Origin of the sequence: Rhizobium sophoriradicis (genome assembly GCF_025200795.1) — a bacterium.
Classification (GTDB): Bacteria; Pseudomonadota; Alphaproteobacteria; order Rhizobiales; family Rhizobiaceae; genus Rhizobium; species Rhizobium sophoriradicis.
This window is the reverse complement of record NZ_CP104152.1, coordinates 2,103,371-2,129,400: the sequence shown is the minus strand read 5'-3', so window position 1 is coordinate 2,129,400 and position 26,030 is coordinate 2,103,371. Positions and strand designations below refer to the sequence as shown.

The 26,030-nt window shown below is 60.8% G+C and carries 24 protein-coding genes; 14 read left to right on the top strand and 10 right to left on the bottom strand.

Annotated features, from left to right (window positions below; genetic code table 11):
* Positions 1-65 precede the first annotated feature (65 nt).
* The gene (locus N2597_RS10660) at positions 66-1,046 is read right to left on the bottom strand and encodes an ABC transporter permease (RefSeq protein ID WP_183597591.1); all 981 of its coding nucleotides are present in this window, start codon (positions 1,044-1,046) and stop codon (positions 66-68) included.
* A 212-nt stretch (positions 1,047-1,258) separates the two neighbouring features.
* On the opposite strand from N2597_RS10660, the gene N2597_RS10655 reads away from it, so the two are divergent.
* The 4 genes from N2597_RS10655 (at position 1,259) to N2597_RS10640 (ending at position 5,528) form a co-directional block, all read left to right on the top strand.
* Positions 1,259-2,068, top strand: coding sequence for a transketolase (locus tag N2597_RS10655; protein WP_077989272.1), 810 nt, complete (start codon positions 1,259-1,261; stop codon positions 2,066-2,068).
* On the top strand, positions 2,068-3,024 hold the full coding sequence (locus tag N2597_RS10650) for a transketolase family protein (RefSeq protein WP_077989271.1): 957 nt from the start codon (positions 2,068-2,070) through the stop codon (positions 3,022-3,024). The genes N2597_RS10655 and N2597_RS10650 overlap by 1 nt, the downstream gene beginning before the upstream one ends.
* 65 nt (positions 3,025-3,089) lie before the next feature.
* Positions 3,090-4,556: an FGGY family carbohydrate kinase gene (locus tag N2597_RS10645; protein ID WP_077989270.1), complete on the top strand. Its 1,467-nt coding sequence runs from the start codon at positions 3,090-3,092 to the stop codon at positions 4,554-4,556.
* A gap of 21 nt (positions 4,557-4,577) precedes the next feature.
* Positions 4,578-5,528, top strand: a complete 951-nt coding sequence (locus tag N2597_RS10640) for a sugar-binding transcriptional regulator (protein WP_009996926.1) — start codon at positions 4,578-4,580, stop codon at positions 5,526-5,528.
* Between the two features lie 285 nt (positions 5,529-5,813).
* Here N2597_RS10640 and N2597_RS10635 read toward each other — a convergent pair whose 3' ends face one another.
* From N2597_RS10635 to N2597_RS10625, 3 genes are read right to left on the bottom strand one after another with little or no spacing between them, the layout of a single operon-like run.
* Complete coding sequence (locus tag N2597_RS10635; RefSeq protein WP_038689350.1) at positions 5,814-6,566, bottom strand: ABC transporter ATP-binding protein; 753 nt, start codon at positions 6,564-6,566, stop codon at positions 5,814-5,816.
* Positions 6,560-7,630 (bottom strand): FecCD family ABC transporter permease, encoded by a 1,071-nt coding sequence (locus tag N2597_RS10630; protein ID WP_009996929.1) that lies wholly within the window; start codon positions 7,628-7,630, stop codon positions 6,560-6,562. Before N2597_RS10630 ends, N2597_RS10635 begins: the two co-directional genes overlap by 7 nt.
* A gap of 6 nt (positions 7,631-7,636) precedes the next feature.
* On the bottom strand, positions 7,637-8,773 hold the full coding sequence (locus tag N2597_RS10625; protein ID WP_009996930.1) for an ABC transporter substrate-binding protein: 1,137 nt from the start codon (positions 8,771-8,773) through the stop codon (positions 7,637-7,639).
* A 115-nt stretch (positions 8,774-8,888) separates the two neighbouring features.
* On the opposite strand from N2597_RS10625, the gene N2597_RS10620 reads away from it, so the two are divergent.
* Positions 8,889-9,674, top strand: a complete 786-nt coding sequence (locus N2597_RS10620; protein ID WP_039620103.1) for a class I SAM-dependent methyltransferase — start codon at positions 8,889-8,891, stop codon at positions 9,672-9,674.
* Positions 9,675-9,971: 297 nt separating this feature from the next.
* On the opposite strand, the gene moaA is transcribed toward N2597_RS10620, so the two are convergent.
* Positions 9,972-11,018 carry a GTP 3',8-cyclase MoaA gene (gene moaA / locus N2597_RS10615; protein ID WP_183597594.1) on the bottom strand — a complete coding sequence of 349 codons (1,047 nt, stop codon included), beginning with the start codon at positions 11,016-11,018 and terminating at the stop codon, positions 9,972-9,974.
* A 181-nt stretch (positions 11,019-11,199) separates the two neighbouring features.
* Between moaA and N2597_RS10610 the strand changes: the two genes are divergently transcribed.
* The gene (locus tag N2597_RS10610) at positions 11,200-11,574 is read left to right on the top strand and encodes a gamma-butyrobetaine hydroxylase family protein (RefSeq protein ID WP_183597596.1); all 375 of its coding nucleotides are present in this window, start codon (positions 11,200-11,202) and stop codon (positions 11,572-11,574) included.
* A 23-nt stretch (positions 11,575-11,597) separates the two neighbouring features.
* The gene (locus N2597_RS10605; RefSeq protein ID WP_183597598.1) at positions 11,598-12,788 is read left to right on the top strand and encodes a low temperature requirement protein A; all 1,191 of its coding nucleotides are present in this window, start codon (positions 11,598-11,600) and stop codon (positions 12,786-12,788) included.
* A 3-nt stretch (positions 12,789-12,791) separates the two neighbouring features.
* Here N2597_RS10605 and N2597_RS10600 read toward each other — a convergent pair whose 3' ends face one another.
* The gene (locus N2597_RS10600; RefSeq protein WP_009988727.1) at positions 12,792-13,259 is read right to left on the bottom strand and encodes a MarR family winged helix-turn-helix transcriptional regulator; all 468 of its coding nucleotides are present in this window, start codon (positions 13,257-13,259) and stop codon (positions 12,792-12,794) included.
* Positions 13,260-13,306: 47 nt separating this feature from the next.
* Between N2597_RS10600 and N2597_RS10595 the strand changes: the two genes are divergently transcribed.
* Together N2597_RS10595 and N2597_RS10590 are read left to right on the top strand one after the other, a co-directional pair.
* Entirely contained in the window at positions 13,307-14,287 is a 981-nt protein-coding gene (locus N2597_RS10595) for an alpha/beta hydrolase (RefSeq protein ID WP_183597600.1), read from the top strand.
* Positions 14,288-14,324: 37 nt separating this feature from the next.
* Positions 14,325-14,936 (top strand): pyridoxamine 5'-phosphate oxidase family protein, encoded by a 612-nt coding sequence (locus tag N2597_RS10590; RefSeq protein WP_096769468.1) that lies wholly within the window; start codon positions 14,325-14,327, stop codon positions 14,934-14,936.
* 6 nt (positions 14,937-14,942) lie between these two features.
* Here the strand turns inward: N2597_RS10590 and N2597_RS10585 are convergent, their stop codons facing one another.
* Both N2597_RS10585 and N2597_RS10580 read right to left on the bottom strand, forming a co-directional pair.
* The gene (locus N2597_RS10585; protein ID WP_038689334.1) at positions 14,943-16,010 is read right to left on the bottom strand and encodes a GGDEF domain-containing protein; all 1,068 of its coding nucleotides are present in this window, start codon (positions 16,008-16,010) and stop codon (positions 14,943-14,945) included.
* Between the two features lie 592 nt (positions 16,011-16,602).
* Positions 16,603-18,210, bottom strand: coding sequence for a fumarate hydratase (locus N2597_RS10580; RefSeq protein WP_096769469.1), 1,608 nt, complete (start codon positions 18,208-18,210; stop codon positions 16,603-16,605).
* Between the two features lie 214 nt (positions 18,211-18,424).
* Between N2597_RS10580 and N2597_RS10575 the strand changes: the two genes are divergently transcribed.
* Together N2597_RS10575 and N2597_RS10570 are read left to right on the top strand one after the other, a co-directional pair.
* Complete coding sequence (locus N2597_RS10575) at positions 18,425-19,252, top strand: cadherin-like domain-containing protein (RefSeq protein WP_038689330.1); 828 nt, start codon at positions 18,425-18,427, stop codon at positions 19,250-19,252.
* 175 nt (positions 19,253-19,427) lie between these two features.
* Positions 19,428-20,468, top strand: coding sequence for an acyltransferase family protein (locus tag N2597_RS10570; protein ID WP_183597602.1), 1,041 nt, complete (start codon positions 19,428-19,430; stop codon positions 20,466-20,468).
* Positions 20,469-20,550: 82 nt separating this feature from the next.
* Here the strand turns inward: N2597_RS10570 and fumC are convergent, their stop codons facing one another.
* Entirely contained in the window at positions 20,551-21,942 is a 1,392-nt protein-coding gene (gene fumC / locus N2597_RS10565) for a class II fumarate hydratase (protein WP_183597604.1), read from the bottom strand.
* An 86-nt stretch (positions 21,943-22,028) separates the two neighbouring features.
* On the opposite strand from fumC, the gene N2597_RS10560 reads away from it, so the two are divergent.
* Together N2597_RS10560 and N2597_RS10555 are read left to right on the top strand one after the other, a co-directional pair.
* Positions 22,029-22,265 carry a hypothetical protein gene (locus N2597_RS10560; protein WP_038689326.1) on the top strand — a complete coding sequence of 79 codons (237 nt, stop codon included), beginning with the start codon at positions 22,029-22,031 and terminating at the stop codon, positions 22,263-22,265.
* A 75-nt stretch (positions 22,266-22,340) separates the two neighbouring features.
* Positions 22,341-24,248 carry a L,D-transpeptidase family protein gene (locus N2597_RS10555; protein WP_183597606.1) on the top strand — a complete coding sequence of 636 codons (1,908 nt, stop codon included), beginning with the start codon at positions 22,341-22,343 and terminating at the stop codon, positions 24,246-24,248.
* Positions 24,249-24,376: 128 nt separating this feature from the next.
* Here N2597_RS10555 and N2597_RS10550 read toward each other — a convergent pair whose 3' ends face one another.
* Positions 24,377-25,087 (bottom strand): HAD family hydrolase, encoded by a 711-nt coding sequence (locus N2597_RS10550; protein ID WP_096761825.1) that lies wholly within the window; start codon positions 25,085-25,087, stop codon positions 24,377-24,379.
* A 231-nt stretch (positions 25,088-25,318) separates the two neighbouring features.
* On the opposite strand from N2597_RS10550, the gene rpiA reads away from it, so the two are divergent.
* Positions 25,319-26,017 (top strand): ribose-5-phosphate isomerase RpiA, encoded by a 699-nt coding sequence (rpiA, locus tag N2597_RS10545; RefSeq protein WP_096761972.1) that lies wholly within the window; start codon positions 25,319-25,321, stop codon positions 26,015-26,017.
* Positions 26,018-26,030: the final 13 nt, after the last annotated feature.

Genomic DNA, 26,030 nt, shown 5'->3' with positions numbered 1-26,030 from the left:
TATTGATCCGCCCCAAAATTTTCGGGGCGGAATTCCGCGTCCGCCAACGTGGCGGACGATGCGCGTCAGGCGCGACGCCGACGAATGGTCTCTGCACCGACCGCGAGCACGATGACGATGCCGATGATCACCTGCTGCAGGAAGGGCGAGACGTTGAGAAGGTTGAGACCGTTGCGAAGCACACCGATGATCAGGACGCCGATCAGCGTTCCGCCGATGCCGCCGGCGCCGCCGGAGAGCGACGTTCCGCCGATGACGACCGCGGCGATCGTGTCCAGTTCATAACCGAGACCGCTGGACGGCTGGACGGAATCCAGCCGGGCAGCGAGCACGATGCCTGCAAGTCCCGCGAGGACGGCGCTCACGACATAGACTGATATCGTCACCAGCGGGACGTTGATGCCGGCGAGACGGGCGACTTCGGGGTTACCGCCCACCGCATAGAGCATGCGGCCTTCGGACCGGAAGTGCAGGAAGAGCCATGCCGCAAGAACGACCGCGAGCATGAGGAAGACCGTGGCAGTCATGACGCCGAAATGACGATCGATCGCCAGCATCATGAACCAGTCGGGGAAGCCGACGATCTGCTGGCCGTCGGTGATCATGTTCGCAACGCCGCGCGCCGCCGACATCATCGCAAGCGTAGCGATGAAGGCTGGAACCCTGAACTGCGTCACCAGAAGCCCGACGATGAGGCCTGATACCGCCGATGCGATCAGCGCGAAGGCGATGCCGACGGGCAGCGGCAGGCCGGCGACATTGGCGGTCCAGCCCATGACCATCATCGCCAGGGCGAGGGCGGAGCCGACGGAGAGATCGATGCCGCCGATCAGGATGACGAACGTCATTCCGACCGCCATGATGCCGAGGACGGTGATCTGGTCGAGGATATTGAGGCCGTTTCGAACCGAAAGAAACGTGTCTGTGCTGAAGCTCAGAAAGATGCACAGCGCGAGCAATCCCACGAGCGGACCGGTTGCTCCCTTGAGCTTGCCGAGCCAAGCGCCGGACGAAAGCCTTTGTTCATTGATATCGAGCGCCACCATTGCTCCTCCCTATGCTTAGGCTTGTATCCGATATTTGTGCAAGCTAGAATAATTATTCAGTATTGCCGGAAAATTCATTAACAACTTGCTTTTCCCCTGTCAACAGGATTTGTTCCGGCATGGCGCTGCCGGCTTCTCGCTTAGAGGCTTGACTAATCGGCGCGTTATGCAAAAATATTGAATAGTGAATATTTATGCATTAAGAGGAACCCATGGATACGACAGAACTTGAGCGCATCGCCCGCGAGATCCGATTGCGCGATCTCCAGGCGGTCTTTGAAGCGGGCGCCGGCCATATCGGCGGGGAGATGTCGGTCATCGACATTTTGACGGCGCTCTATTTTCGTGTGCTGAATGTCTGGCCGGATCAGCCGAGACATCCCGACCGCGACAGGTTCGTTCTTTCAAAGGGACATACGGCTTGCGCTCTCTATGTGACGCTCGCAAAACGCGGCTTCATCCCGGAGGGGGAGATTTCCACCTTCCTGCAGCCGCATTCGAGGCTGAACGGGCATCCGAACTGCAACAAGGTTCCCGGCGTCGAAACGAATACAGGGCCGCTCGGCCACGGTCTTCCGGTTGCAGTCGGAATGGCGAAAGCCGCTAAACTCTCGGGCGCTGGATATCACACCTATGTCGTCACCGGCGACGGTGAGATGCAGGAGGGTTCCAACTGGGAAGCGATCATGGCGGCAGCCCAGTTCAAGCTCGACAACTTGACGCTGGTCATCGATCACAACAGGTTCCAGCAGGGCGCAGCACTTGCCGAAACCAACGATCTCGCTCCACTTCGTCCGAAGCTCGAAGCCTTCGATTGGGAAGTCACCGAGATCGACGGCAACAATATGCGCGAGATCGTTCCGGGCCTCGAACACCGGGGGTCGAGACCGCATTGCATCGTCGCCCATACCAACAAGGGCCATGGAATATCCTTCATGCAGGACCGGGTCGAGTGGCATCATAAGGTGCCGAGCAAGGAACAATACGAAATCGCATTGGCAGAATTGTCGGAGGCACTGTAATGAACGCGCCAGTAAACCCACCCAAGCTCCACGACTGCCGCGACGCATTCGCCTCTACGCTCGAGCGGCTGGCAGCCGAAAACGAAACGATCGTTGCCGTCTGCAACGACTCCGTCGGTTCCTCCAAGCTCGGCGGCTTCAAGTCGAAGTTTCCGGAACGCCTCGTCAACGTCGGCATCGCCGAGCAGAACATGGTCGGCGTCGGAGCAGGCCTCGCCAATGGCGGACGGCTGCCCTTCGTGTGCGGCGCGGCGCCGTTTCTCACGGGGCGGTCGCTGGAGCAGATCAAGGCCGACATTTCCTACTCGAATGCCAACGTCAAGCTGGTGGGCATTTCGTCCGGAATGGCCTATGGCGAACTCGGTCCGACGCATCATTCGATCGAAGACTTCGCCTGGACGCGCGTCCTGCCCAATCTTCCCGTCATCGCGCCCTGCGACCGCATCGAAACCGCTGCCGCCGTTGCGTGGGCGGCGACCTATAGCGGGCCGTGTTTCCTGCGTCTGTCACGGGTCGGAGTGCCCGACCTTCTTCCGGAGGGGCACAGGTTCGAACTCGGCAAGGCGAATCTCCTTCGCCAGGGCTCCGACGTCACGCTGATTGCCAACGGCACCTTGACCCATCGCATTGTAAAGGCGGCCGAGATTCTCGCCGGCCGCGGCATCGAGGCCAGGGTGCTCAACCTCGCCACGGTTCGTCCGATCGACGAGGAGGCCATCATCGCCGCGGCGAAGGAGACCGGAGCGATCGTCACGGCCGAAGAGCATTCGATCTTTGGCGGGCTCGGTTCCGCGGTCGCCGAAGTGGTGGTTGACAATGCTCCGGTCCCGATGAAGCGTCTCGGCGTTCCCGGCGTCTATGCCCCCACCGGTTCGGCAGAGTTCCTGCTCGACGAATACGGGATGGCGCCGTCGGCTATCGCCGACGCCGCACAGTCGCTGATCAAGCGTAAGTAAACTGGGATGGCGTGACCGGCCGGAGGTTTTTGTCGCCCGGCCGCCACCTGATCCGGGAGGATAGAATGCGGGCAATTCTGGCAATCGACCAGGGCACGACCAATTCAAAAGCAGTTCTCGTTTCCGAAAAGGGAGACATCATCGGCAGAGGTTCGTCTCCTGTCGGCATCTCCTATCCGAAGGAGGGCTGGGTCGAACAAGACCCGCGCCGGCTCTACGCATCGGTCTGCGAAGCGATCGACGCCTGCCTGAAGGCCAGCCCGGCTGCGAGCATCGAGGCGGTCGCCATTTCCAACCAGCGCGAGTCCGTTACCGCCTGGGACGCCGAAACGGGAGAGGCGCTCGGACCGGTGGTCAGCTGGCAGTGCCGTCGAACGGCGCAGGATTGCGAACGTCTGATTGCCGAAGGCCGCCTCGATCGTGTGCAGGCGCTGACCGGCCTGCCATTGGATCCGATGTTCCCGGGTTCGAAATTCAGATGGCTGCTCGACCGTATTCCGGCTGGGCGATCGGTGCGGCTGGGAACGATCGACAGTTGGCTGGTTCACTGCCTGACGGGCGGGCGCCGGCATGTCTGCGATGCATCCAATGCCGCCAGGAGCCAGTTGTTCGATCTCCGGGAACAGAGATGGAGCGAGGAACTTGGCGAGATCTTCGGCGTCGACATCGCGCTCCTGCCCGAGGTGCTCGACAGTTCCGCCGATTTCGGCAGAACGCAGGGATTGCCGGGAGTGCCCGATGGCACTCCGATAAAGGCCGCGATCGGAGACAGCCACGCTGCCCTGTTCGGTCACGGCGCATTCAAGCCGGGCGACGGCAAGGTGACCTTCGGAACCGGCTCTTCGGTCATGACGACGTTGCCGCAATTCATAGCCCCGCGCAACGGCATCACGACTACCGTCGCATGGCGGATCGCGGGAAAGCCGGCTTTCGCTTTCGAGGGCAATATCCTCGTTTGCGCCGCCAGCCTTCCCTGGATGGCTGACATTCTCGGCCTGGCGGATGTAGCCGCCCTTGTCGAACTTGCGGCGAGTGCTGCGCCGGGCGCGCCTGGTTTTGTGCCGGCGTTCGTGGGGCTCGGTGCGCCTTACTGGAATTCCGACGCCCGTGCTCTGTTCTCCCAAATCAACTTCAATACATCACGTGCGCAAATGGCGCGGTCGGTAACCGATTCCATCGCCTTCCAGGTGCATGATGTGATTGCGGCCATGCGGGCGCAGAGCGGCGGTGAGCTCGGCGCGCTCTATGTGGACGGCGGACCGAGCCAGAACCGCTTCCTGATGCAGTGTGTCTCGAATCTCATCGAACATCCCGTGATTCAATGCGAAGCGCCCGAAGCGTCGGCCCTGGGCGCCGCTTATCTGGCGGGGCTCTCCCTCGGCTTATGGAGCGATCTGCATGTCATCTCGGAGCTGCCGCGAAACACCCAAACCATTGAGCCGCAAGCCGTGGATCGAGCTGCCCTTCTGGCGACTTGGAATGATGCGCTAGCCCGCTCGACGTCCCGCGAAACACAGGTTAAAGGTGAATAAAAATTCACTCCGGGATCAGTGATGACTCGCCTCAACGAACTCCGCCTCATTTCACGGGTCGCCCAGATGTACCACATCGAGGGGCGGCGACAGGCGGAGATCGCAGAGCACCTTCGCCTGTCGCAGGCGACGGTATCGCGCATGCTCAAACGTGCCGAGGCTGAAGATATCGTCCGAACCAGCGTGATCCCTCCCGTCGGCACCTATAGCGAGCTGGAGGGCGCGCTTCGCGAGAAATACGATCTGCCGGAGGCAATCGTCGTGGAGTGCACGGAAGATCGGGACGGAGCCATCATGGCTCGTATCGGGGAGGCGGCGGCGCATCTCCTGGAGGTGACACTTGCGCCCGGCGAGATCATCGGCGTTTCGAGTTGGAGCCAGACCATCTTCAAGATGGTCGAGAACATTCATCCGCAGAAGAGCGCTCAGGCGAAGTATGTCGTCCAGACCCTTGGAGGCATGGGTGACCCTTCCGTGCAGACGCATGCGACGCAGCTGACGACGCGGCTTGCACGGCTGACCGGCGCCGAGCCGAAATTGCTGCCGGTGCAGGGCGTGACGACATCAAGAGAAGCAAAACTTCTGATGCAGGCCGACCCGTTCGTCCGCGAGACGATGGACCTGTTCGGCAGCATAACGCTTGCGATCGTCGGCATCGGAGCGGTCGAACCATCCGAACTTCTCGCTCGATCAGGGAATATCTTTTCCTCGCGCGAACTCTCTGATCTCGCGGAAGCGGGTGCCGTCGGCGATATCTCGCTTCGCTTCTTCGATAAGAACGGCAAGCCGGTCAAGACGCCCCTGGATGATCGGGTCATCGGGCTTCCACTTGAGGATCTTGAGCGAGTGGACCGGGTCATTGCCCTTGCCGGCGGTGCCAAAAAGACCGACGCAATTGCAGGTGCGCTCCGCGTCGGGGTCATCGACATGCTGGTTACGGACAAGTTTACCGCGCAGCGATTGATTGATTGAAGGGCAGCGGCATCCTCCACGGGTCCTCATCCTGAGGTGTGATCCGCAGGCTCGAAGGATGCTGCCGCAGCGTGCCTATGTGCTTACTCAAGATGGTTGCGCCTGGGTGGGAGCGCCCGCCTGGTCCTTCGAGGCTTCGCCCTACGGGCTACGCGCCTCAGGATGAGGCTCTCTTGGGCGTTGGCATCTTAGGCTGACGCGTTCTCGGGTGTTGGCACTTCAGGCTGAGGCTCTCATGCATGTGGGCTTCAGGATGCGCTGTCTTTCGCGTTGGCCCTGCCAGCCTCAATGCGCCGTCCCGTCGACGATGACATGGTCGTGGTCCAGCGAGCATTTCTCCACCCTAGCTTCGACCCTGTAGATCTCCCGCAGCATCTCAGCGGTGACGACGTCCCTTGGGGCGCCGCAGGCGCGCATGCGGCCGTTGGCGATGACGAGGACTTTGTCGGCGAAGCGGAGCGCCTGGTTGAGGTCGTGGATGGCGATGAGGACGAGCATGCCTTTGGCGCGGGCGCGGCGGCGCATGAAATCGAGGACCTCGATCTGGCGGTGAAGATCGAGCGCGCTTGTGGGTTCGTCCATCAGCATGATCTCGGGTTCGCGGACGAGCGCCTGCGCGATCGAGACGAGCTGGCGCTGGCCACCGGACAGCGCCCCGAGATCGCGGAAGGCGATGGCTGATATATTGAGCGCCTTCATGATCTCGTCGATGAAGCGCAGGTCGCTGTCGCCGACGGCCCAAGACTGTCCTTGTTTGCGGGCGAGCAGGATGGATTCGTAGACGGTCAGCACCGCATTGGCTGAGGTATCCTGCGGCATGTAGCTGATAGCGTTTTTCGCCTTCGAGCCTTCGACGACGACATCGCCCGGGCCCTTGAGTAGGCCGGTGATGCGCTTGAAAAGCGTCGACTTGCCGGCAGCGTTCGGGCCGATGACCGCGACGATCTCGCCCGATTTCATCACCGGCGTCGTGACATCTTCGACGAAGAGCTTGCGGCCGTGATAGGCGCCGACCGACTGTAACTGAAGCGCTACCATGACCGGCTCCTGTTCGAGAGGATGAGCGAGAAGAAGAAGGGCACGCCGACCAGTGCGGTGATGATGCCGATCGGGAAGACGACGCCGGGGATGATCGATTTCGAGACGATCGAGGTGAGCGACAGCAGCAGCGCGCCGGAGAGGATCGAGCCCGGCAGGAAGAAGCGCTGATCCTCGCCAAGGATCATGCGTGCGATATGGGGACCAACGAGGCCGACGAAACCGATGGTGCCGACGAAGCTGACGGGCACGGCGGCAAGCAACGAGACGACAAGCATGGTTTCCAGCCGAATGCGACGGACATTGACGCCAAAGCTTGCGGCCTTGTCCTCTCCGAGGCGGATCGCGGTTAGCGCCCAGGCATTGCGGGCGAAGAGCGGCAGGGCGATCAGCAGGACGGCAAGTGTCACCCAGATCTTCGGCCATGTCGCCTTGGTGAGGCTGCCCATCGTCCAGAAGACGACGGCCGACAGCGCCTGTTCGGAGGCGAGATATTGCAGGAAGGCGAGAAGCGCGTTGAAGGTGAAGACCAGCGCGATGCCGAGGAGGACGACCGTCTGCACCGATACGCCGCGGGCCTGCGAGACGAAATGGATGAAGAGCGTGGCGATCAGCGCCATGACGAAGGCATTGACCGGCACGAGCAGGCCGGCAGCGACCGGCAGCAGCGGAACGCTGGTGACGATTGCGAGCGCCGCACCGAAGCTTGCTGCGGCCGAGATGCCGAGCGTGAAGGGGCTGGCGAGCGGATTGGCGAGGATCGTCTGCATCTGGGCGCCGGCAACGGAGAGTGACGCGCCGACGACGATCGCCATGACGGCGACCGGCATGCGGATGTTCCAGACGACGGCCCGCACCTGATCGGAAACGGAGGAGGGATCGAAGAGGGCGGTGATGACCTCGCCGAGGCTGTAGCGGGCCGGCCCCCAGGCGAGATCGACGGCGAAGGACAGGCAGAGTGCTGCCGTCATGGCGGCTAGGATCAAAAGCTTGCGCCGGGTGAGGGCGCGGTAGCGCTCCCTCCCGGCTTCAGCTTCGATCGATATGGCGGCGACCTCGGCCATTTTGGACTACTGGCCCGCCTTGGCGTCGACCCAGTAACCCGGCTGATAAGCGACCGGTAGGAATTTCTCGTGGAACTCCTTGAAGGTGGCGTCCGGGTCGAGATCGGCGAAGAGGTTCGGATGGAACCATTTGGCGAGCTGCTGGACGGCGACGAACTGGTAGGGGCTGGTATAGAACTGGTGCCAGATCGCATGGACATTGCCGCCGGCGACTGCCTTGGAGCCGGTGAAGGCCGGGTTTTCCATCAGCGTGTTCAGCACCTTGCGGCTGTCGCCGAGGGTAGACGCAGCGCTTGGGCCGACATTCACATAATCCTTGGCATTCTTGGACTGACTCCAGTTGGAGCCGGTGACGACGATGACCTCGGGATTGGAGGCTACCACCTGTTCGGCATTGATGGAGCCGGTATAGCCGGGAAGGAAGTCGGAGCCGAGATTGTGGCCGCCGGCCCAATCGACCATCAGCCCGAAATTATCAGGCCCGAAGGTGCCGCAGCACTCCACCAACCCCGCTGCGCGGTACATGAAGACCTTCGGCTTCGGCGGGTTGGCGGCCTTCAGCTTGTCGGTGACACTCGCCATCTGCTCTTTCCAGTAGGCGGCGACGGCTTCGGCGCGGTCCTCGTGGCCGAAGAGCTTGCCGAGGATCTTCAGGCTCGGCTCGGTGTTGGCGAGAATGTGCTCGCGGAAATCGATATAGACGATCTTCACGCCGATGCCGGCGAGCATCTCTTCGAGCTTCACCTCGTCGGCGGCCGTCTTGTTGCCGATCGGCAGCAGCAGCACGTCGGGATGAAGCTTGACGACCGTTTCGGTCTGCAGCGTGCCGTCGGTCAGGTTGCCGAGGAAGGGCAGATCCTTGCCCTTGGGAAACTTCTCGACATAGGCGTTGAAGCCATCCTTGTCTGTGGTCCAGAGGTCGTTACGCCAGCCGACGATCTTGGCGAAGGGATCTTCCTTCTCGATCGGCGCGACGGCGTAGAGCATGCGGCCTTCCCCAAGGATCACACGCTCGACCGGCTTGTCGAAGGTCACTTCACGGCCTGCCACATCCTTGATGGTGAAGGACTGCGCCCAGGCCGAAAGCGGCATCAAGCCGGCAATCGCAGCTGCGGAAACTGCGAGCATTTTCACGAAATTCATCTGGAAATTCCCCCGAGGTCTGAATAATGTCCGCAGGCATAAGAAATATGACTTTATGAATCAAGTTATATGTTTTAGAGCTTTTCCAAACTAATCCGATGCCGAGGCACTTGAGATGAATTCGATGAATACAAATTACTCGATCCGCGACGAAATTCGCGATTTCTGGTCGGAGAGGGCGGCGACCTTCGACCAGAGCGTCGGCCATGAAATCTTTTCGGAAGGCGAGCGGAAGGGCTGGCAGCGGCTGATCCGAAAGCATCTCGGCGAGGGGCAGGGCCGCGCGGCGCTCGATCTTGCCTGCGGCACCGCCGTCATCTCGCATCTGATGAACGATGTCGGTTTCAAGGTCACCGGGCTCGACTGGTCGGACGCGATGCTGGCGCAGGCGCGCGCCAAGGCGAAGAAGCGCGGCACCGATATTCGTTTCGTTTCCGGCGACGCCGAAAACACCATGGAGCCGCGCGACAGCTACGATGTCATCACCAACCGGCATCTCGTCTGGACGCTGGTCGATCCGGCTTCGGCTTTCAAGGAATGGTTCGCGGTGTTGAAGCCGGGCGGCAAGGTGCTGATCCTCGACGGCAATATGGGTCGGGAAACCTGGGTCAAGGGCCTGCAGAAGCTCTGGACGAAGATATCAGGCAAGCCTGCGGCGAGCCATATGTCGCCTGAGATGATGGCGCGGCACCAGAAGATCCGCTCGCGCGTGCATTTTTCGCACGAGATGCCGGCCGAAGCGGTCGTCGATCTTCTGCGCAAGGCCGGCTTTGTGGACATCGTCGTCGACCGCAAGCTCGGGGATATTCACTGGGCACAGGCGCGCAAGATGCCGTTTTTGCGTGGGTTGGAGCGCATGGTGCAGGAGCGGTTTGCGATTTGTGCGCGTAAGCCCGGGTGATGGGGATAGATTGGCGCCGATGCTGCGGCAATTTCAGACACGTGGCTCGACCCTGGTTTGTGGCCCGAAGGGTCGGATGAGGGGGCACGCGGCAGGCCATTTATTGCTCTTCGCTTGGGCTCAGCGCATCGCTCCTGTCGTCGCTCACCCCCTCATCTGCCCTGACGGGCATCTTCTCCCCGCTGGGGAGAAGAGGGAGCAAGTCGCACCGTTGCCCGGCCCTTCGCCTGGGCGCAGGGCGTTCGACGCTGCGATCGATTCACTGGATCGATCGCTCCCGCTTTGCGGGATCGCGTCTCACCCACCAGTGACACTCATGTGCCGCGCCACCGCCGGGCGGTTATGCGTGCGGTCGATGATAAAATCGTGGCCTTTCGGTTTGCGGGTGATGGCCTCGTCGATGGCGGTGTGGAGGAGGGCGTCGTCTTCGGTGGCGCGCAGTGCGGCGCGCAGATCGGCGGCGTCGTTTTGGCCGAGGCACATATAGAGCGTGCCGGTGCAGGTGAGGCGCACACGGTTGCAGCTCTCGCAGAAATTATGAGTCATCGGCGTGATGAAGCCGAGGCGGCCGCCGGTCTCTGTGACCCTGACGTAACGCGCCGGGCCGCCGGTCTGGTAGTCGATATCGGTCAGCGTGAACTGACCTTCGAGATCGGCGCGGAGCTCGGAGAGCGGCAGGTACTGGTCGGTACGGTCCTCGTCGATCTCGCCCATCGGCATGGTTTCGATGACCGTCAGATCCATACCGCGGCCATGGGCGAAGCGCAGGAGATCGGGTATCTCGGCGTCGTTGAATTCCTTGAGCGCCACGGCGTTGAGCTTGATCTGTATGCCGGCCTTATGAGCCGCATCGATGCCCTCCATGACCTTGGCAAAATCACCCCAGCGGGTGATCTTGCGGAATTTGTCGGGGTCGAGCGTATCGAGCGAGACATTGATGCGGCGCACGCCGAATTCATAGAGCTCCTCGGCATGGCGCGACAGCTGCGAGCCGTTGGTGGTCAGCGTCAGCTCATCGAGGCCGGAGCCGATCTTTTCGCCGAGCCGGCGCACGAGATACATGATGTTCTTGCGCACCAAAGGCTCGCCGCCGGTCAGCCGAATCTTACGCACGCCCTTGGCGATGAAGGCGGAACAGAGCCGATCGAGTTCCTCGAGCGTCAGCAGATCCTTCTTCGGCAGGAAGGTCATGTTCTCGGCCATGCAATAGGTGCAGCGGAAATCGCAGCGGTCAGTGACGGAGACGCGGAGATAGGTGACTGCCCGGCCGAAAGGGTCGATCATTGGGTGTGCGCCCGCAGCCAGCGGCGATGCGGCGCCTATCGTTCCTATTCTCGTATTCACTTATTCCTCCGCAACCGGATCTGACGAGCCAGACCGTGTGCCTGCCTGTTTTCAAGCGATATCTTTCTATTTGTGCATATGTGATTGCGCCGTCAAGGGAAACGGATTTCGCACACGCTAATTTGCGCTTGCCACGAAAAAGGCGAACGCCTACTTCTCCAGGGGAAAGAGGGTGATAGAGATGAGCGATACCTGGCCCAGCGAGCTTCGTGTTTCGAAAGACCGGCAGCGGCTGGCAATAACCTTCGACGACGGCCGCAGCTTCGACCTGTCGGCCGAGCTTTTGCGCGTGTTGTCGCCATCGGCCGAGGTGCAGGGCCACGGGCCAGGCCAGAAGGTGACGGTGCCGGGGAAACGCAACGTGGCAATCATCTCGATGACGCCGACCGGCAATTATGCCGTCAGGATCGGCTTCGACGACATGCACGATACCGGCATCTATACCTGGACCTATCTGCGCGAACTCGGCGAACGGGGTGCGGAGCTGTTTTCGGTCTATGAGGAAGAGCTCAGGGATAAGGGCATGAACCGCGACACGGCGGAAAAGCCGCGCTGAAATCAATGGGTATTGGGGGATACATGGCGAAAGCGAACGGAAAGAACTGGCTGCGCGCTAAGGGGAGTGCGGCCGGCAGCAAGGTGACCTTCCTCGAGCTGTTCTTCGATCTGGTCTTCGTCTTTTCGATCTCGCAGCTTTCGCATGCGCTCGCCGCCCATTATACGCCGCTCGGTGCCGCCGAAGCGGCGCTGATGACCTTTGCCGTCTGGTGGGTGTGGATCTTCACCGCCTGGGTGACGAACTGGCTCGATCCCGACAAGATGCCGGTGCGCGGCATGCTAGTGGTGCTGATGATGCTAGGGCTGGTGCTGTCAGCCTCCATTCCCGAAGCTTTCGGCGACAAGGGGCTGCTTTTTGCCGGAGCCTATGTAGCGATGCAGGTCGGGCGTTCGCTTTTTACGACTTATGCGATGACGCGCGTCGACCGCGCCAACACGCTGAATTTCATCCGCATTACCGCCTGGCTCGTGGCAGCCGCCGTCTTCTGGATTGCCGGTGGATTGCTGGAGCATGAAGCTCGGCTGATCGCCTGGGTGATCGCGCTTGCGATCGAATATATCGGGCCGGCCGCGGGTTTTGCCGTGCCTCGGCTCGGCCGGTCGAGGCCGAGCGACTGGGATGTGTCCGGCGCGCATATGGCCGAGCGCTGCGCGCTCTTCGTTATCATCTGCCTCGGCGAGGCGATCCTCGTTTCCGGCCGCACCTTTTCGGAGCTGCCGGTTTCGGGGCTGACCAGCATCGTCTTCGTCACCGGCTTCATCGGCACGGTCGCCATGTGGTGGCTCTATTTCCGCTTCGGCCACGGGCGCGCCGCCCACCGTATCGAGCATGAGGCGACGCCGGGAGCCTTGGCGCGGCAAGCCTTCACCTATGGGCATATCCCGATCCTGGCCGGGATCATTGTCCATGCGGTCGCGGTCGAGTTCATGTTCTCGCATCCGCATGAGACGGGCGATCTCGGCATCGCCGCAGCGGTGCTCGGCGGTTCCGGCCTGTTCCTGATCGGCAATCTCTGGTTCAAGGGCGCGACCAGCGGGCGAATGCCGCTGTCGCACCTGGCCGGTCTCGTGATTGTGATCCTGCTCGCCTTTGTGGCGCCGCTCATCGAGATCTATCTGTTGGGCATCCTGGCGACGCTGGTGCTGATCATTGTCGCGGCCTGGGAATACCGTTCGCTGACCGGCACAGCGGCGGCGCCGACGATACATTGAATGTCAGTCCTCTTCCCTGAGATCCTGTAGCAGCACGCCGATGATCCGCTCCATCGAGGTGGCGGTCGCCATGCACTGCTCGATCGGCTCGTCGGAGAGCGTGCGCTCGATGAGGTCGGTCTGGATCGCCATCGCCGCTTCGGTTAGCCTGCGGCCTTCCGTGGTAAGGTAAAGGCGCAGCACGCGCTTGTCACGCGTGTCGCCGCGTCGCTCGATCAGCCCCCGCTTTTCCATCTGCGGCAAGAGCATGCTCATATTGGAGCGGCCGACCAGCAACTTGCGGGCCAGCTCCTGCTGCGAGATGCCTTCGAAACGGTAGAGATTGACGAGAATGTCGAGGTGAGGCGGCTTGATGTCGAGATCGGCAAGCTGGCGGGTCAGCGACTGCTGCATCAGCTGGCAGGCGCGCGCCACTGCGATCCAGCTGCGAAAACGCGGATGATCCCAGGGAAGGGATTGATTTTTGTTCATCGTTGTACTTTATTGTTCAGTGTTGAACAGTCTTTTGGATTCTCACTATGGCAAATTTTGCGCTTGAGGTCACCCGCCTGGGTATTTCGGCTCTGCAGGCAATTTCGCCTGGTCTGGCCGGCAAAGCGGCGTTCCGGCTGTTCTGCCGCACACCGTCGCCCCGGCCGAAGGGAGCAAGGGCGAAGGCGGCGCACGCGTCGGGCGCCGCCCGGCTCGCCGACGCAGAACGCTTTACGCTCAAGCTTGCAGGCGGGGCGAAAGCGCATGCCTATCGGCTGAATGGCGGGGCGCGGGGGAAGCGCAAGCGTTTCCTGGTGACGCATGGTTGGGGCTCGAGCGCCGAATATATGGCCGAGCTGGTATCGATGCTTTCGGCGACCGGTGCGGAGGTGGTGGCGCTCGATTTTCCCGGACACGGGCGTGCCGGCGGGCATTTCCTGCACATGGGACTTGCCGTCCGGTCGATCGCCGCGGCCGAGGAGCGTTTCGGTGTCTTCGATGCGGTCATCGGCCATTCCTTCGGCGGTGCGGCGCTGATGGTTTCAGCGGCTGGCCTGCTGCCAGCCGCGGCGCCGGTCGCCTGCGGGCGACTGGTGCTGATCGGCGCGCCGAGCGAGATGCGCTGGCTGTTTGTCGATTTCGGCCGGATGATCGGCCTTCGCCCCGCTGCGCAAGCGGCACTGCAGAATGAGGTCCATCGCGTCACCGGACGGAGACTTGACGAGTTCGACGCCGGCAATACGGTGGGCGCGATCAGCCGGCCTGTGCTCGTCATCCATGCCGAGGACGACAAGGAGGTGCCGCCGGTCCATGCGAGGCGCTATGACGCAGCCGGCGAGAATGTGCGGCTGTTCTGGGCGAACGGCTTCGGGCACCGGCGCATAGTCGGCGCAGCTCCCGTCCTTGGCGCAATTGCGGCATTTCTCGAAGGTGGTCGGGGCGAAGACGGCGCTTCCGACGAAAGCATCAAAAAAGATGCGGAAATCATTCCGATTTTTGAGCTTCCGGCACGGCGCGCGGCATTGTAGCGTCCGGCGCGAAGATCAAGCCGCGGCGGGACGCCTCATGAGAATCATCAGCAGCATCGAAGAACTCAATACGATCTATGGCGCAGGCCTATCGCAGGCCTCAGTCGACAAGGTAACCAAGCGGCTGACGCCGCTTTACCGTGAGATGATCGAGATCTCGCCCTTTGCCGCGCTTGCGACCGTCGGGCCGGAAGGGCTCGACTGTTCGCCGCGTGGTGATCTCGGCGGCGTGGTGCGTGTCGTCGACGATGAGACGCTGCAACTGCCGGATTGGCGCGGCAACAACCGCGTCGATTCGCTTTCCAATATCGTCCGCGATCCCAGGCTTGCGCTGATGTTCCTGATCCCCGGCTCGAACACGACGATGCGCATCAATGGCCGCGGCGTCGTCTCCGACGACGAGACGCTGCTCCGGGGCTTTGAGATGGACGGCAAACATCCGCGTACCGTCGTGGTCATTTCGATCGACGAGGTCTATTTCCAATGCGCGCGCGCCGTGATGCGGGCCGAACTCTGGAATGCCGAGCATTTCGCTGATCCGGCAGGCCTGCCGACGCCGGGGCAGATGCTGAAGGCCGCCGTCGGCGATTTCGACCAGGAAACCTACGACCGGGAATGGCCCGGTCGCGCGGCGAAGACGATGTGGTGAAAGCCGTCAGGCCTTGTAGATCAGCCAGCTCTTGCTGAAATCTTTCTGCATCCCGTCCTGATAGAGGACGATGCAGTTGCGCCCGGCATTCTTGGCGCCGTAAAGGGCGATGTCGGTCTTGCTGTAAAGCTCGCCGGCATCCTCGGCATTCGAGGCCATGCAGATGCCGATCGACACGGTGATCGGGCCGTAATTCACCCGTGTGCGCGAGTTTTTGAACGGGGTGGTCTCCAGCGTGCGGCGTATGCGTTCGGCGATCGCCGACACTTCCTCGGCCGTGTTGCCCTCGATGATCAGCGCGAATTCCTCACCGCCGGCGCGGGCGACGAAGACGTCGCGCCGGACATTGCTGCGGATGACGGAGGCGACGGTGGCGAGGATCTTGTCACCGACGGGATGCCCGTAGGTGTCGTTGATCTTCTTGAAATTGTCGATGTCGGCAAGCAGCAGAGCCGTCACCGGCCGCATGCCGGGATTGTCGAAAACGGCAGCAAGGCGATCGTCGAAGGCGCGGCGGTTGGATAGGCGCGTCAGCGAATCGGTGTTGGCGATGCGCTTATATTCGTCGAGTTCCTTGCGGACCTGATCCATCTCCTGGGAACGCTGGACGACGTCCTCCACGGTGCGTTCGCCATGCGCCATGGTATCGCCCGTCGCCCGGCTTAAAAGTTCTATAGCGTTTTCGATCAGTTCGACGCTGGCATTGCTCTTGGAGGTGATCCGCTTATGGGTTTCGCCGAGCAGCCTGGTATAGCTTTCGAGTGAACTCTGCTCCTGCCGCAGAATCCGAAGCAAGCCGTCGAGTTCGCCTGATATGCGGGTATGGGCGTCATCGAAGACCTGACCTGGGCTCGTGTTGAAATATTGCGCGCCGAGCGCGTCGAGTTCGGCCTGTGTCGCATGGGTGCCGAGGGCCGCAAGTTCTCGGGTCAGGGCAGGATTGGAGCCGATATAGGCTTCGTAGAAGAGTTCGTAATTGCGGGGTATCGGGGCAACGCCCATCGAGCGCATGGCATAGGTGATCTGACCCGCTACGTCGGGGACCTGCACCTTGGGCGCGACAGCCGTATTCATCCGGCGAACTCCTCATGTATTCGAAGGCAATATTCTATTTGGTAGCTTAAATTTCTTGGGAAAAGATTAAAGCGACATATACCAAAGATTACATATGAGAACTACGAAGTGAGGCGGCGCCTCAAGTAGGCCTATGATTCTGCATCAGAAAACGTATCTTCGTAGGGACAATCCGTACCCGCTTGGCGAGTACGGTTTTTCGAAAACTTACAGTTATTCTCAGCTTCACGGATCGTATTCATCTTGTCGACACCTGCAGACCAAGAGATGAGAACATGAAAAGGTCTCGTCCCATCTCTGTCGCCATCCTCGGCTTAACTGCCATCGCCGCCAGTGCCGTGCTGCTGGAGCATGCCGGTACCTTCACCGGAGTATTCCGTACGGAGATCCTGGCCAGGGTGGATGACGCAGATGTTGCGCGTTCCCGCCCATGGCCGTGATGGCGCAGGATATCAGTGTCTTGGACAAGGCGTCGACCCGGTAGACGCGGTGTGAGAGGCAGATACCGCAGACGATTCCGGTTGTTCCATGCCTCTCGCTGACGTTCAACACACTCTTGGCTCTGCTGCTCGCCAACCGATTGGCGCCGCAATTACCCCAAGTTCAATTCCTGGAAGAAATCATTGCCCTTGTCGTCGATGACGACGAAGGCGGGGAAGTCTTCGACCTCGATCTTCCAGACCGCTTCCATGCCGAGTTCGGGATATTCGAATACTTCGACCTTGCGGATGCAGTCCTGCGCGAGGCGGGCGGCGGGGCCGCCGATCGAGCCGAGGTAGAAACCCCCATGCTTCTTGCAGGCCTCGCGTACGGCGCGCGAGCGGTTGCCCTTGGCGAGCATCACCATCGAGCCGCCGAAGGACTGGAACTGGTCGACGTAGCTATCCATGCGGCCGGCCGTCGTCGGGCCGAAGGAGCCGGAGGCGTAGCCGGCCGGCGTCTTTGCCGGGCCGGCGTAGTAGACCGGGTGGTTTTTCAGGTAATCAGGCATGCCTTCGCCCTTTTCCAGCCGTTCGCGGATTTTGGCGTGGGCGAGGTCGCGGGCGACGATGATCGTCCCGGTCAAGGACAGGCGCGTCTTGACCGGATGCCGCGACAGCTCGGCAAGCACCTCGGCCATCGGCCGGTTGAGGTCGATATGAACGGTCGATTCCGAGAGTTTCGCCTCGTCGATCTCGGGCATGTATTTCGACGGGTCGGTTTCGAGCTGCTCGATGAAGATGCCGTCGCGGGTGATCTTGCCCTTTGCCTGGCGGTCGGCGGAACAGGAGACGCCAAGGCCGATCGGCAGCGAGGCGCCGTGGCGGGGCAGGCGGATGACACGCACGTCATGACAGAAATACTTGCCGCCGAACTGGGCGCCGACGCCCATCTGCTGTGTCAGCTTGTGGATTTCCTTTTCCATCTCGAGGTCGCGGAAGGCATGGCCGCTTTCCGAACCTTCGGTCGGCAGCTCGTCGAGATAGCGCGTCGAGGCGAGCTTGACCGTTTTCAGGTTCATCTCGGCCGAGGTGCCGCCGATGACGATCGCCAGATGATAGGGCGGACAGGCCGCCGTCCCCAACGTCAGAATCTTCTCCTTGAGGAAGTCGATCATCCTGTCATGCGTCAGGAGCGAGGGCGTGCCCTGATAGAGGAAGGTTTTGTTGGCCGAGCCGCCGCCCTTGGCGACAAAGAGGAATTCGTAGGCGTCGGTACCTTCCTCGTAAATATCGATCTGCGCCGGCAGGTTGTTCCTAGTGTTCTTCTCCTCGAACATCTTCACCGGCGCGAGCTGCGAATAACGCAGGTTCTTCTTCTCATAGGCATCCATGACGCCGCGGGCGAGTGCGGCGGAATCCCCGCCCTCGGTCCAAACCCTGCGGCCCTTCTTGCCCATGATGATCGCCGTGCCGGTATCCTGGCACATCGGCAACACGCCGCCGGCGGCGATATTGGCATTCTTCAACAGGTCGTAGGCGACGAAGCGGTCGTTATCGGTCGACTCTGGATCATCAAGGATCGAGGCGAGCTGCTTCAGATGGCCGGGCCGGAGCAGATGGTTGATATCGGCAAAGGCGGTTTCGGCAAGCATGCGGATGCCTTCCGGCTCGACGGTCAGGATTTCCTGACCCTTGAAGCTATCGACCGAGACGTAATCGCTGCTGATCTTGCGATAGGGGGTGGCATCCTTGCCGAGCGGAAAAAGATCGTCAGCCATCGAAGTGACCTTTCTGGTGGGCGCGTCGCTAAATTGGAACCGGTCTAAATCTCCTGTCGGGCAAAAGCAATCAGGATGCCGCGAGAGTTCGGCGGGTGCGCCAAGCGAAGTGGACGAGGCGAGGCGGCGACCGCGTCGACACAAGACCACTTCAGTTGCCTTCGGTTCGGAGCCAGTCCATATTCCCGGTCGCGTTAACTTGCAGGAGCTTCCGATGACGAACGCAAAGCCAACTGCTAACGACGACCTCTTCATTTCTTTCGAACATGATCCGATCAGAGGGAACCTGCTCGATAACGACAGCGATCCTGAGGGCGCGCCTCTCTATCTTCGCTTTTTCGACGGTGTCCGCGTCGATGCGAAACAGGGATCGACGCAGGAGACGATCATACAGGGGAAATACGGGACTTTCACCGTGCGGCCCGATGGTCATTTTACCTACGAGCTGGATTACACGCTCGACGTGGTGAAGAACCTGCGGGCGCACGAACAGCTGATTGAAGAGATCCGCTACAAGATCTCGGATGGCGCCGGGGGGACGGATGTCGGCATTTTGACTCAGGCGATCGACGGCGTCAACGAAGAGGACAAATACCATGAGGTCCTGGATTTCGACGATATGGGCGTCTTATCGAGGGCAGATAATTTCTCCCTTCCCAATTACCGGGGCTTTGCGCTCTCCGTGAATGGCAGCCACGACGTGACGCTTCTGAACGGCATCGTCTATGATACCATTCCTGGTGTCGACGCCATTACCGAGGACGGTTTCAGCGATACCGTACTAGCCCCCGGTTCTGCGCCCGTAACCCTGAAAATGCTCGATGGCGGGGAGTTCACCTTTCAGAGCGTCTCGATCGCCGAACTGTCTGCATCGCCCTTTCACCTGACGCTCACCGCCCTGAACGACGGCCAGATTGTCTATCAGCAGGAGCTTGAGGTCACCGGTCCCAATCTCGAGCTCAATATCGAAGACATCGAAGAAATCCGTTTCGATTTCATGGGGAATTCTGTCGTGATGGACAATTTTTCGCTGCTGGTATGAGGCTCGTCAGTCGCTCTTATCGTGCCCGCGCTATCGCCTTTTCTTTCGAATTCGCGAGGCCGAAGCCTCGGCAAAAACGCCCGTCCGGTTGATAGCGCGCTATTTAAGTTTTCGAAACTTTGATTGAATGTACAACTCTCTCGTGTCATGTTGCGACGCACAAAGCGAGGAGCTCATGGTTTACTCTATACAATACCTCCGTGCTGTTGCGGCTATTGCGGTTACGATCTTTCATGTTGCGTTCATTTTTGGTTGGAATTTTGTTCCGCTGGCAGCTGGCGTAGACCTGTTTTTCATCATCAGTGGCTTCATCATGTGGACTATTTCGGACGCGAGACCGACCGCGCCGCTACAGTTCATCCGAAACCGCATTCAGCGGGTTCTGCCCATCTATTGGATCTGCACTCTGCTATTTGTGATTGCAGCTACCGTTTCGCCCAAAAATTACGACAATGCCGTCTTTAACGCAGCCGATATCATCCGGTCACTGCTGTTTGTCCCCTATGCAGACGGCACTGGTGTCGTTCAGCCGGTTCTCGTTCCAGGTTGGACGCTGAATTATGAGATGTTCTTTTATACCGCCTTTTGCCTTGTCCTGTTTTTGAAAGGAAGAACGCAGCGTCTTCTGGCGATAACGGGTTTTCTGACGCTTTGCGTGGCAATCGGCCTGTTCGCGCCAGTGACCCCATATTCTATCGTTTACGCATCGCCACTGTTGCTGGAGTTTCTGGCCGGCGTCGTCATCGCATTCGTTATGTCGAGAGCCGACGTCGCGTCGACCAGGCTGGCGGTGGCATTGATGGTAGTGGGTCTCGTGTCCATCGCCGCTTCCTTCTTCCTTGACAAGCCACACGGTTTCGTTCGGGTTCTCGTATGGGGCGTTCCGTCGGTCCTTATCGTCCTGGGTGCCCTGGTCGGCGAACGTGCAAGCCTTTTTCCGAAATTGACATGGTTGAAGATATTGGGGGATTCGTCCTACTCGCTCTACCTCACTCATATGATTGCGATCGGTGTGGCAAAGCTCGCCATCTATATTGCCGGGGTGGAACGCTGGACTGCGCCGCTTGCCCTGCGAATTCCATTGCTCGTGGTCACGACGATATTCTGCGTTTCTGTTGGACTCGTCTTTTACTTCTGCGTCGAAAAGAAGATTGCGCAGTTTATCAAACGGTTGGAGAGAGGCAGAAGAGCCGCTTCATACATGCCTGCTGAATAAGTCGCGGCCGCGTCGGAATGGAAGGGTGGGTTGAACCTGTGGCTCAACCCGACACTTGTCGCGGGCGGGATGGGACACCGGCTTATTTCGGGCCGATCATCGTTTCCGGGCGGACGATCGCGTCATAATCCTCGGCTGATACGAGGCCGCTGGCGAGGGCCTCTTGCTTCAGCGTCGTGCCGTTCTTGTGGGCAGTCTTGGCGATCTTGGCGGCCGCGTCATAGCCGATCTTCGGGGCAAGTGCCGTCACCAGCATCAGCGAGCGTTCGAGGCCGGCCTTGATATTGTCCTCGCGCGCCTCGATGCCGACGACGCAGTTGTCGGTGAAGGAGACGGCGGCGTCGGCAAGCAGCTGTACCGACTGCAGGAAATTATAGGCCATCATCGGATTGTAGACGTTGAGCTCGAAATGGCCCTGGCTATCGGCGAACGTCAGGGCGGCGTGATTGCCGAAGATGTGGATGCAGACCTGGGTCAGCGCCTCGCATTGCGTCGGGTTGACCTTGCCGGGCATGATCGACGAGCCGGGCTCGTTTTCCGGAAGCGCCAGTTCGCCGAGACCGGCGCGCGGGCCGGAGCCGAGGAGGCGAATGTCGTTGGCGATCTTGAAGAGGGCAGCTGCTGCGGCGTTGATGGCGCCATGTGAAAAGACCATGCTGTCATGCGAGGCAAGCGCCTCGAACTTGTTCGGCGCGGTGACGAAGGGCATGCCGGTGATTGCGGCGATCTCTTCGGCCACCTTCTCGGCAAAGCCCACCGGCGCGTTGAGGCCGGTGCCGACGGCGGTGCCGCCCTGGGCGAGTTCGCAAAGGCCGGGCAGGGTCATCTCGATGCGCCTGATGGCGGAGCCGACCTGGGCGGCATAGCCCGAAAATTCCTGGCCGAGGGTCAGCGGCGTCGCATCCTGGGTATGGGTCCGGCCGATCTTGATGATGTGGTTGAATTCGGTGACCTTCATGTCGAGGGCGGCATGCAGGTGCTTCAGGGACGGCAGCAGATGATGGGCGATCCGTTCGGCGCAGGCGATGTGCATCGCCGTCGGGTAGGTGTCATTGGACGACTGGCTCATGTTGACGTGATCGTTCGGGTGCACCGGCTTCTTGGAACCCATGACGCCGCCCAGCATTTCTATGGCACGATTGGAGATCACTTCGTTGGCGTTCATGTTGGACTGCGTGCCGGATCCGGTCTGCCAGACGACCAGCGGAAAATGGTCGTCGAGCTTGCCGTCGATCACCTCCTGGGCGGCATTGACGATCGCCTCGCCGAGGGCTGGGTCGAGCTGGCCGAGCGACATATTGGCACGGGCGGCCGCCTGCTTGACGATGCCGAGTGCGCGCACGATCGAGAGCGGCTGCTTTTCCCAGCCGATCTTGAAATTGCCGAGCGAACGCTCGGCCTGTGCCCCCCAATATCGGTCGGCGGCGACATTGATAGGGCCAAAAGTATCGGTTTCGGTACGGGTTGCGGTCATTGGGGCCTGCCTTCCTGTGCTGTTTCGGGCATCTTCGAAAGATGAGGTTTTATAGGTTGGAAACCAGGCCAAGAAAACCGGATGCCATGAGAAATATTGAAAATGCCAGTCAGGTTTATGCTGACTGGCGGCCGTGCTTTTTCGGCCACTTCGAAAATTTTATGCATAGGCCGGTGTTTGCCGCACTGGTCTGGCGGCAAAAATTCGGTAAAAAATTAACTAATAATTTCATAATTTTGTGTGAACTGTTGCGCGGCGCCGTGCAGCATTTCCGTCACAGAGAATTGAGTCCGCCGGCGCTGGCGGCGAAGGCCGGTTTCTGATCAATGAGCCCCTACGCTGCCTGAGTTTCGCGGGATTTGAGCTGAGAACAGCATGACATCGGGACTGGAATATATATGACGTTCTTTTTGAAAAGCGCGGTATCCGCATTAGCAGTTTCCAGCGGCTTGGCAGTAATGGCCGCTCCCGCGCATGCCTATACGCTGATGGATATGCTGCGTGGCGACAGGCAGCGGAGCCAGAGCACCATCTTCATGGATCAGGCGCCGGGCCGACCGGTGCCGCGTGGTGCCGCCGGAGGCTCGCTCGGCGGGCTTGATCCGGAAGCGCCGCTGCCGAAGGTCAGCGGTCCGCGTTATTACACCTATAAAACCGAAACGCTGCAGTTCGTCGACACCGGCAAGTTTGCCGATCCCGTCGTCACCGGCGCGGTCGCCGAGGTTTCGCCGAGCGGCGAGGCCGGCGCCGAACCGGCCGTGCAGCGCCGTTTCCTGGCGCAGGCCAAGGTGCGCGCCAATGCCGACGTCGGCAAGGCGCTCGAGGCCTACTACGGTGACAGCCGAAACCCGCTCGTCTGGGTCGAAGGCAATGGGATCAACGAGCGCGCCAAATCGGCGATGGCGGCACTTGCCGATGCGGCCTCCGTCGGCCTTGATCCCGCCGATTACGCCATCCAGACACCTGCTATCGATCCGGCCAATCCCGATCCCGCCGCCCGCGACCGGGCGCTGACCCAGTTCGAACTCGAACTCTCGGCCAAGGTGCTTGCCTTCGTGCAGGACACGGTCCGCGGCCGCATCGATCCGAACAAGATTTCCGGCTATCACGATTTCCAGCGTAAGGTCGTCAATCTGGCGCCGGTCCTGAAGCTTGCCCGCTTGAGCCCCGATACCGGCGCCTATATCGCCAGCCGCTCGCCGGATAGTCCGCAGTTCGAGGCGCTGAAGGCGGAGCTAGCCAAGCTTCGCGCCGCCGATGACGGCAATGAGGAGCAGATCGTCGTCTCGCTCAGCGGCCTGCTGAGGCCCGGCGACAGCTCGCCCGAGATCGCCAACATCGTCAAGGCCGTCCAGAAGCACGGTTCCGACACGCTGAGGACCGATCACGCCGCGACCTTTGCAGCTTACGCCGGCGGCAGCGACTATTCGCCTGAGATCGTCGCGCTGGTCGAGGATTTCCAGAAGGAGCGCGGGCTGAAGGCCGACGGCGTTATCGGTCAGGCGACGGTGCGCGCCATGACCGGCGGCGACACAAATGCCTCCAAGATCGACAAGCTCGAAGTTGCCATGGAACAGGCGCGCTGGCTGCCGGAAGATCTCGGTTCGCGTTACGTCATGATCAATCAGCCGGCCTACATGGCCTACTATCACGATGACGGCAAGGAACAGCTGTCGATGCGTGTCGTCGTCGGCGGCAAGAACAATCAGACCTATTTCTTCAACGACGAGATCGAGACGGTGGAGTTCAACCCGTTCTGGGGCGTGCCGCAGTCGATCATTATCAACGAGATGCTGCCGAAGCTGCGCTCGGATCCAAACTATCTCGATCAGCTCGGCTACGAGGTCGAAGTGAACGGCCACGCTGTCGCCTCGTCCAGCGTCGACTGGTACGGCTCGACCGACAATGTTTCGGTCCGCCAGCCGCCAAGCAGCGACAATGCCCTCGGCGAACTCAAGATCCTGTTCCCGAACAGCCATGCGATCTACATGCACGACACGCCGTCGAAGAGCTTCTTCAAGCGCGACATGCGGGCTCTCAGCCACGGCTGTGTGCGCCTTTCCAATCCGCGCGCAATGGCTGCCGCCGTGCTCGGCACGACGGTCGACGACGTTGCCAAGCAGATCGCCAACGGGCAGAATCATGCGGTGAAGGTGCCGCAGAAGATCCCGGTCTACGTGTCCTACTTCACCGCCTGGCCGAACAAGGACGGCGTCGTGGAATATTTTGACGACGTGTACGGCCGTGATGCCTATGTCAAAAAGGCCTTCGACGCGACGACGAAGGCGCGCGGCGCGCAAATCTGACGTAGGCTTTATTGGGTTATCGAATGGGCGGTCTCCGGGCCGCCCGTTTTGTTTTGGGGCGGTCTTTTGGAAAGGGCTGTGCCGCGTGGCCTTCTCATCCGTAATCGCTTCAGCCAGATTTATTAGTCTTACACCGCGACCTTCTGCGCATACTCCCGCAATAACCGCGCCACCAGCTCCGGCGTCAGCTCATCGTAATGCGTGATGATCACATCCGGATCGAGGCTTGAAACCGGCACATCCGAATAACCGAAAGGCACGGCGATCGAAGGCACGGCAGCGTTCTTCGCCACGGCGATGTCGTTGATGCTGTCGCCGATCATCACTGTGCGGGCGATGTCGCCGCCGGCGCGGTCGATGGTGCCGGTGAGATGGCGGGCGTCGGGTTTGCGATATTCGAAAGTATCGCCACCGGTGATGGCGTCAAAGTAGCTGACAAGGTCGAGCTTGTCGAGCAGGCCGAATGCCAGGCTTTCCAACTTGTTGGTGCAGACGGCGAGGCGGTAGCCGTCGGCTTTCAGCCGGTCCATCGCGGCGACCAGACCGGGATAGGGTTCGGTGTGGCCGGGCATGTTGCCGGCATAATGGGCGACGAAGCGTTCGAGCAGCTGCGGGACGGCGGCGCTTTCGAGCGGATGGCCGCGCAACCGGCAGGCACGCTCGATCATCACGCGCGCGCCCTGGCCGACGAGATGAGTGAGATCGTCATAGCTGACCGGTTCGAGGCCAAGGGCTGCGATCGTATGGTTCAGGCTTTCGACTAGGTCTGCATGGGTATCGAGAAGAGTACCGTCGAGATCGAAGACGATGAGCGCCGGGTGCATGGGGGCAGGGGTCAAGGGCTTGCCTCTTTGAGCGATGGGTCCTCCGGGCAAGCGACGGGTCGCGCCTCGGGCGAGGGATCGTTCCTGAGGTAGGCGATCGCGCGGAGGAAAGCAACTTCCTGTGATGGCCGGGGCGGCCGCAGGCATTTGTTTCGGCTTTTCATTTTCCGTGATGTTTTGACTTTCGTTTGCCAGGCCAGCCGTGTAAACAGCACATCCAACGCAATAAATCGGAGCTGGCGGCGCATGGATGCCCGCGAAATGAAGATCAAGGCCGCCGAGGCCGCACTCGCCCATGTCGAAGACGGAATGCGTCTCGGGATCGGGACGGGCAGCACGGCGGAAGAATTCGTCCGGCTGCTGGCGGAAAAAGTTGCGGGCGGCTTCAGGGTCGAAGGCGTTCCGACATCCGAAAGAACGGCGCGGCTCTGCGTCGAGCTCGGTGTCCCGCTGAAGTCGCTCGACGAGCTGCCGGCGCTCGATCTGACGGTGGACGGCGCCGACGAGGTCGATCCGGCGCTCAGATTGATCAAGGGCGGCGGCGGCGCGCTGCTGCGCGAAAAGATCGTTGCCGCCGCTTCGGAGCGGATGATCGTCATCGCCGACGAGAGCAAGCTGGTCAATACGCTTGGCGCCTACGCGCTGCCGATCGAGGTCAACCCGTTCGGTCTCGTGTCGACACGGATCGCCATCGAAAAGGTTGCGGCCCGGCTCGGCCTTTCCGGCGAACTCAGCCTGCGCCAGTCGGGTGACGGAGAGTTTACCACGGATGGCGGCCATCACATTATCGATGCATCTTTTGGCCGCATTCCTGATGCAGAGGCGCTTTCGAGCGAGCTGAATTCCATACCCGGCGTCGTCGAACACGGGCTCTTTATCAATATGGCGGCACTTGCGATCATTGCCGGTCCTGCAGGTGCACGCACGCTGCAGGCAAACAGATAACAGGAGCATACAC

Excerpts from the sequence above, each read along its gene's own strand:
- N2597_RS10650 (WP_077989271.1), top strand. The coding sequence starts at position 2,068 with ATGAACGCGCCAGTAAACCCACCCAAGCTCCACGACTGCCGCGACGCA.
- N2597_RS10645 (WP_077989270.1), top strand. The coding sequence starts at position 3,090 with ATGCGGGCAATTCTGGCAATCGACCAGGGCACGACCAATTCAAAAGCA.
- N2597_RS10610 (WP_183597596.1), top strand. The coding sequence starts at position 11,200 with ATGAGCGATACCTGGCCCAGCGAGCTTCGTGTTTCGAAAGACCGGCAG.
- N2597_RS10625 (WP_009996930.1), bottom strand. The coding sequence starts at position 8,773 with ATGAATTTCGTGAAAATGCTCGCAGTTTCCGCAGCTGCGATTGCCGGC.
- N2597_RS10620 (WP_039620103.1), top strand. The coding sequence starts at position 8,889 with ATGAATTCGATGAATACAAATTACTCGATCCGCGACGAAATTCGCGAT.
- N2597_RS10580 (WP_096769469.1), bottom strand. The coding sequence starts at position 18,210 with ATGGCTGACGATCTTTTTCCGCTCGGCAAGGATGCCACCCCCTATCGC.
- N2597_RS10575 (WP_038689330.1), top strand. The coding sequence starts at position 18,425 with ATGACGAACGCAAAGCCAACTGCTAACGACGACCTCTTCATTTCTTTC.
- N2597_RS10555 (WP_183597606.1), top strand. The coding sequence starts at position 22,341 with ATGACGTTCTTTTTGAAAAGCGCGGTATCCGCATTAGCAGTTTCCAGC.
- N2597_RS10600 (WP_009988727.1), bottom strand. The coding sequence starts at position 13,259 with ATGAACAAAAATCAATCCCTTCCCTGGGATCATCCGCGTTTTCGCAGC.
- fumC (WP_183597604.1), bottom strand. The coding sequence starts at position 21,942 with ATGACCGCAACCCGTACCGAAACCGATACTTTTGGCCCTATCAATGTC.
- N2597_RS10560 (WP_038689326.1), top strand. The coding sequence starts at position 22,029 with ATGAGAAATATTGAAAATGCCAGTCAGGTTTATGCTGACTGGCGGCCG.
- N2597_RS10635 (WP_038689350.1), bottom strand. The coding sequence starts at position 6,566 with ATGGTAGCGCTTCAGTTACAGTCGGTCGGCGCCTATCACGGCCGCAAG.
- rpiA (WP_096761972.1), top strand. The coding sequence starts at position 25,319 with ATGGATGCCCGCGAAATGAAGATCAAGGCCGCCGAGGCCGCACTCGCC.
- N2597_RS10570 (WP_183597602.1), top strand. The coding sequence starts at position 19,428 with ATGGTTTACTCTATACAATACCTCCGTGCTGTTGCGGCTATTGCGGTT.
- N2597_RS10595 (WP_183597600.1), top strand. The coding sequence starts at position 13,307 with ATGGCAAATTTTGCGCTTGAGGTCACCCGCCTGGGTATTTCGGCTCTG.
- N2597_RS10655 (WP_077989272.1), top strand. The coding sequence starts at position 1,259 with ATGGATACGACAGAACTTGAGCGCATCGCCCGCGAGATCCGATTGCGC.
- N2597_RS10640 (WP_009996926.1), top strand. The coding sequence starts at position 4,578 with ATGACTCGCCTCAACGAACTCCGCCTCATTTCACGGGTCGCCCAGATG.
- N2597_RS10590 (WP_096769468.1), top strand. The coding sequence starts at position 14,325 with ATGAGAATCATCAGCAGCATCGAAGAACTCAATACGATCTATGGCGCA.
- N2597_RS10585 (WP_038689334.1), bottom strand. The coding sequence starts at position 16,010 with ATGAATACGGCTGTCGCGCCCAAGGTGCAGGTCCCCGACGTAGCGGGT.
- N2597_RS10660 (WP_183597591.1), bottom strand. The coding sequence starts at position 1,046 with ATGGTGGCGCTCGATATCAATGAACAAAGGCTTTCGTCCGGCGCTTGG.
- N2597_RS10605 (WP_183597598.1), top strand. The coding sequence starts at position 11,598 with ATGGCGAAAGCGAACGGAAAGAACTGGCTGCGCGCTAAGGGGAGTGCG.
- N2597_RS10630 (WP_009996929.1), bottom strand. The coding sequence starts at position 7,630 with ATGGCCGAGGTCGCCGCCATATCGATCGAAGCTGAAGCCGGGAGGGAG.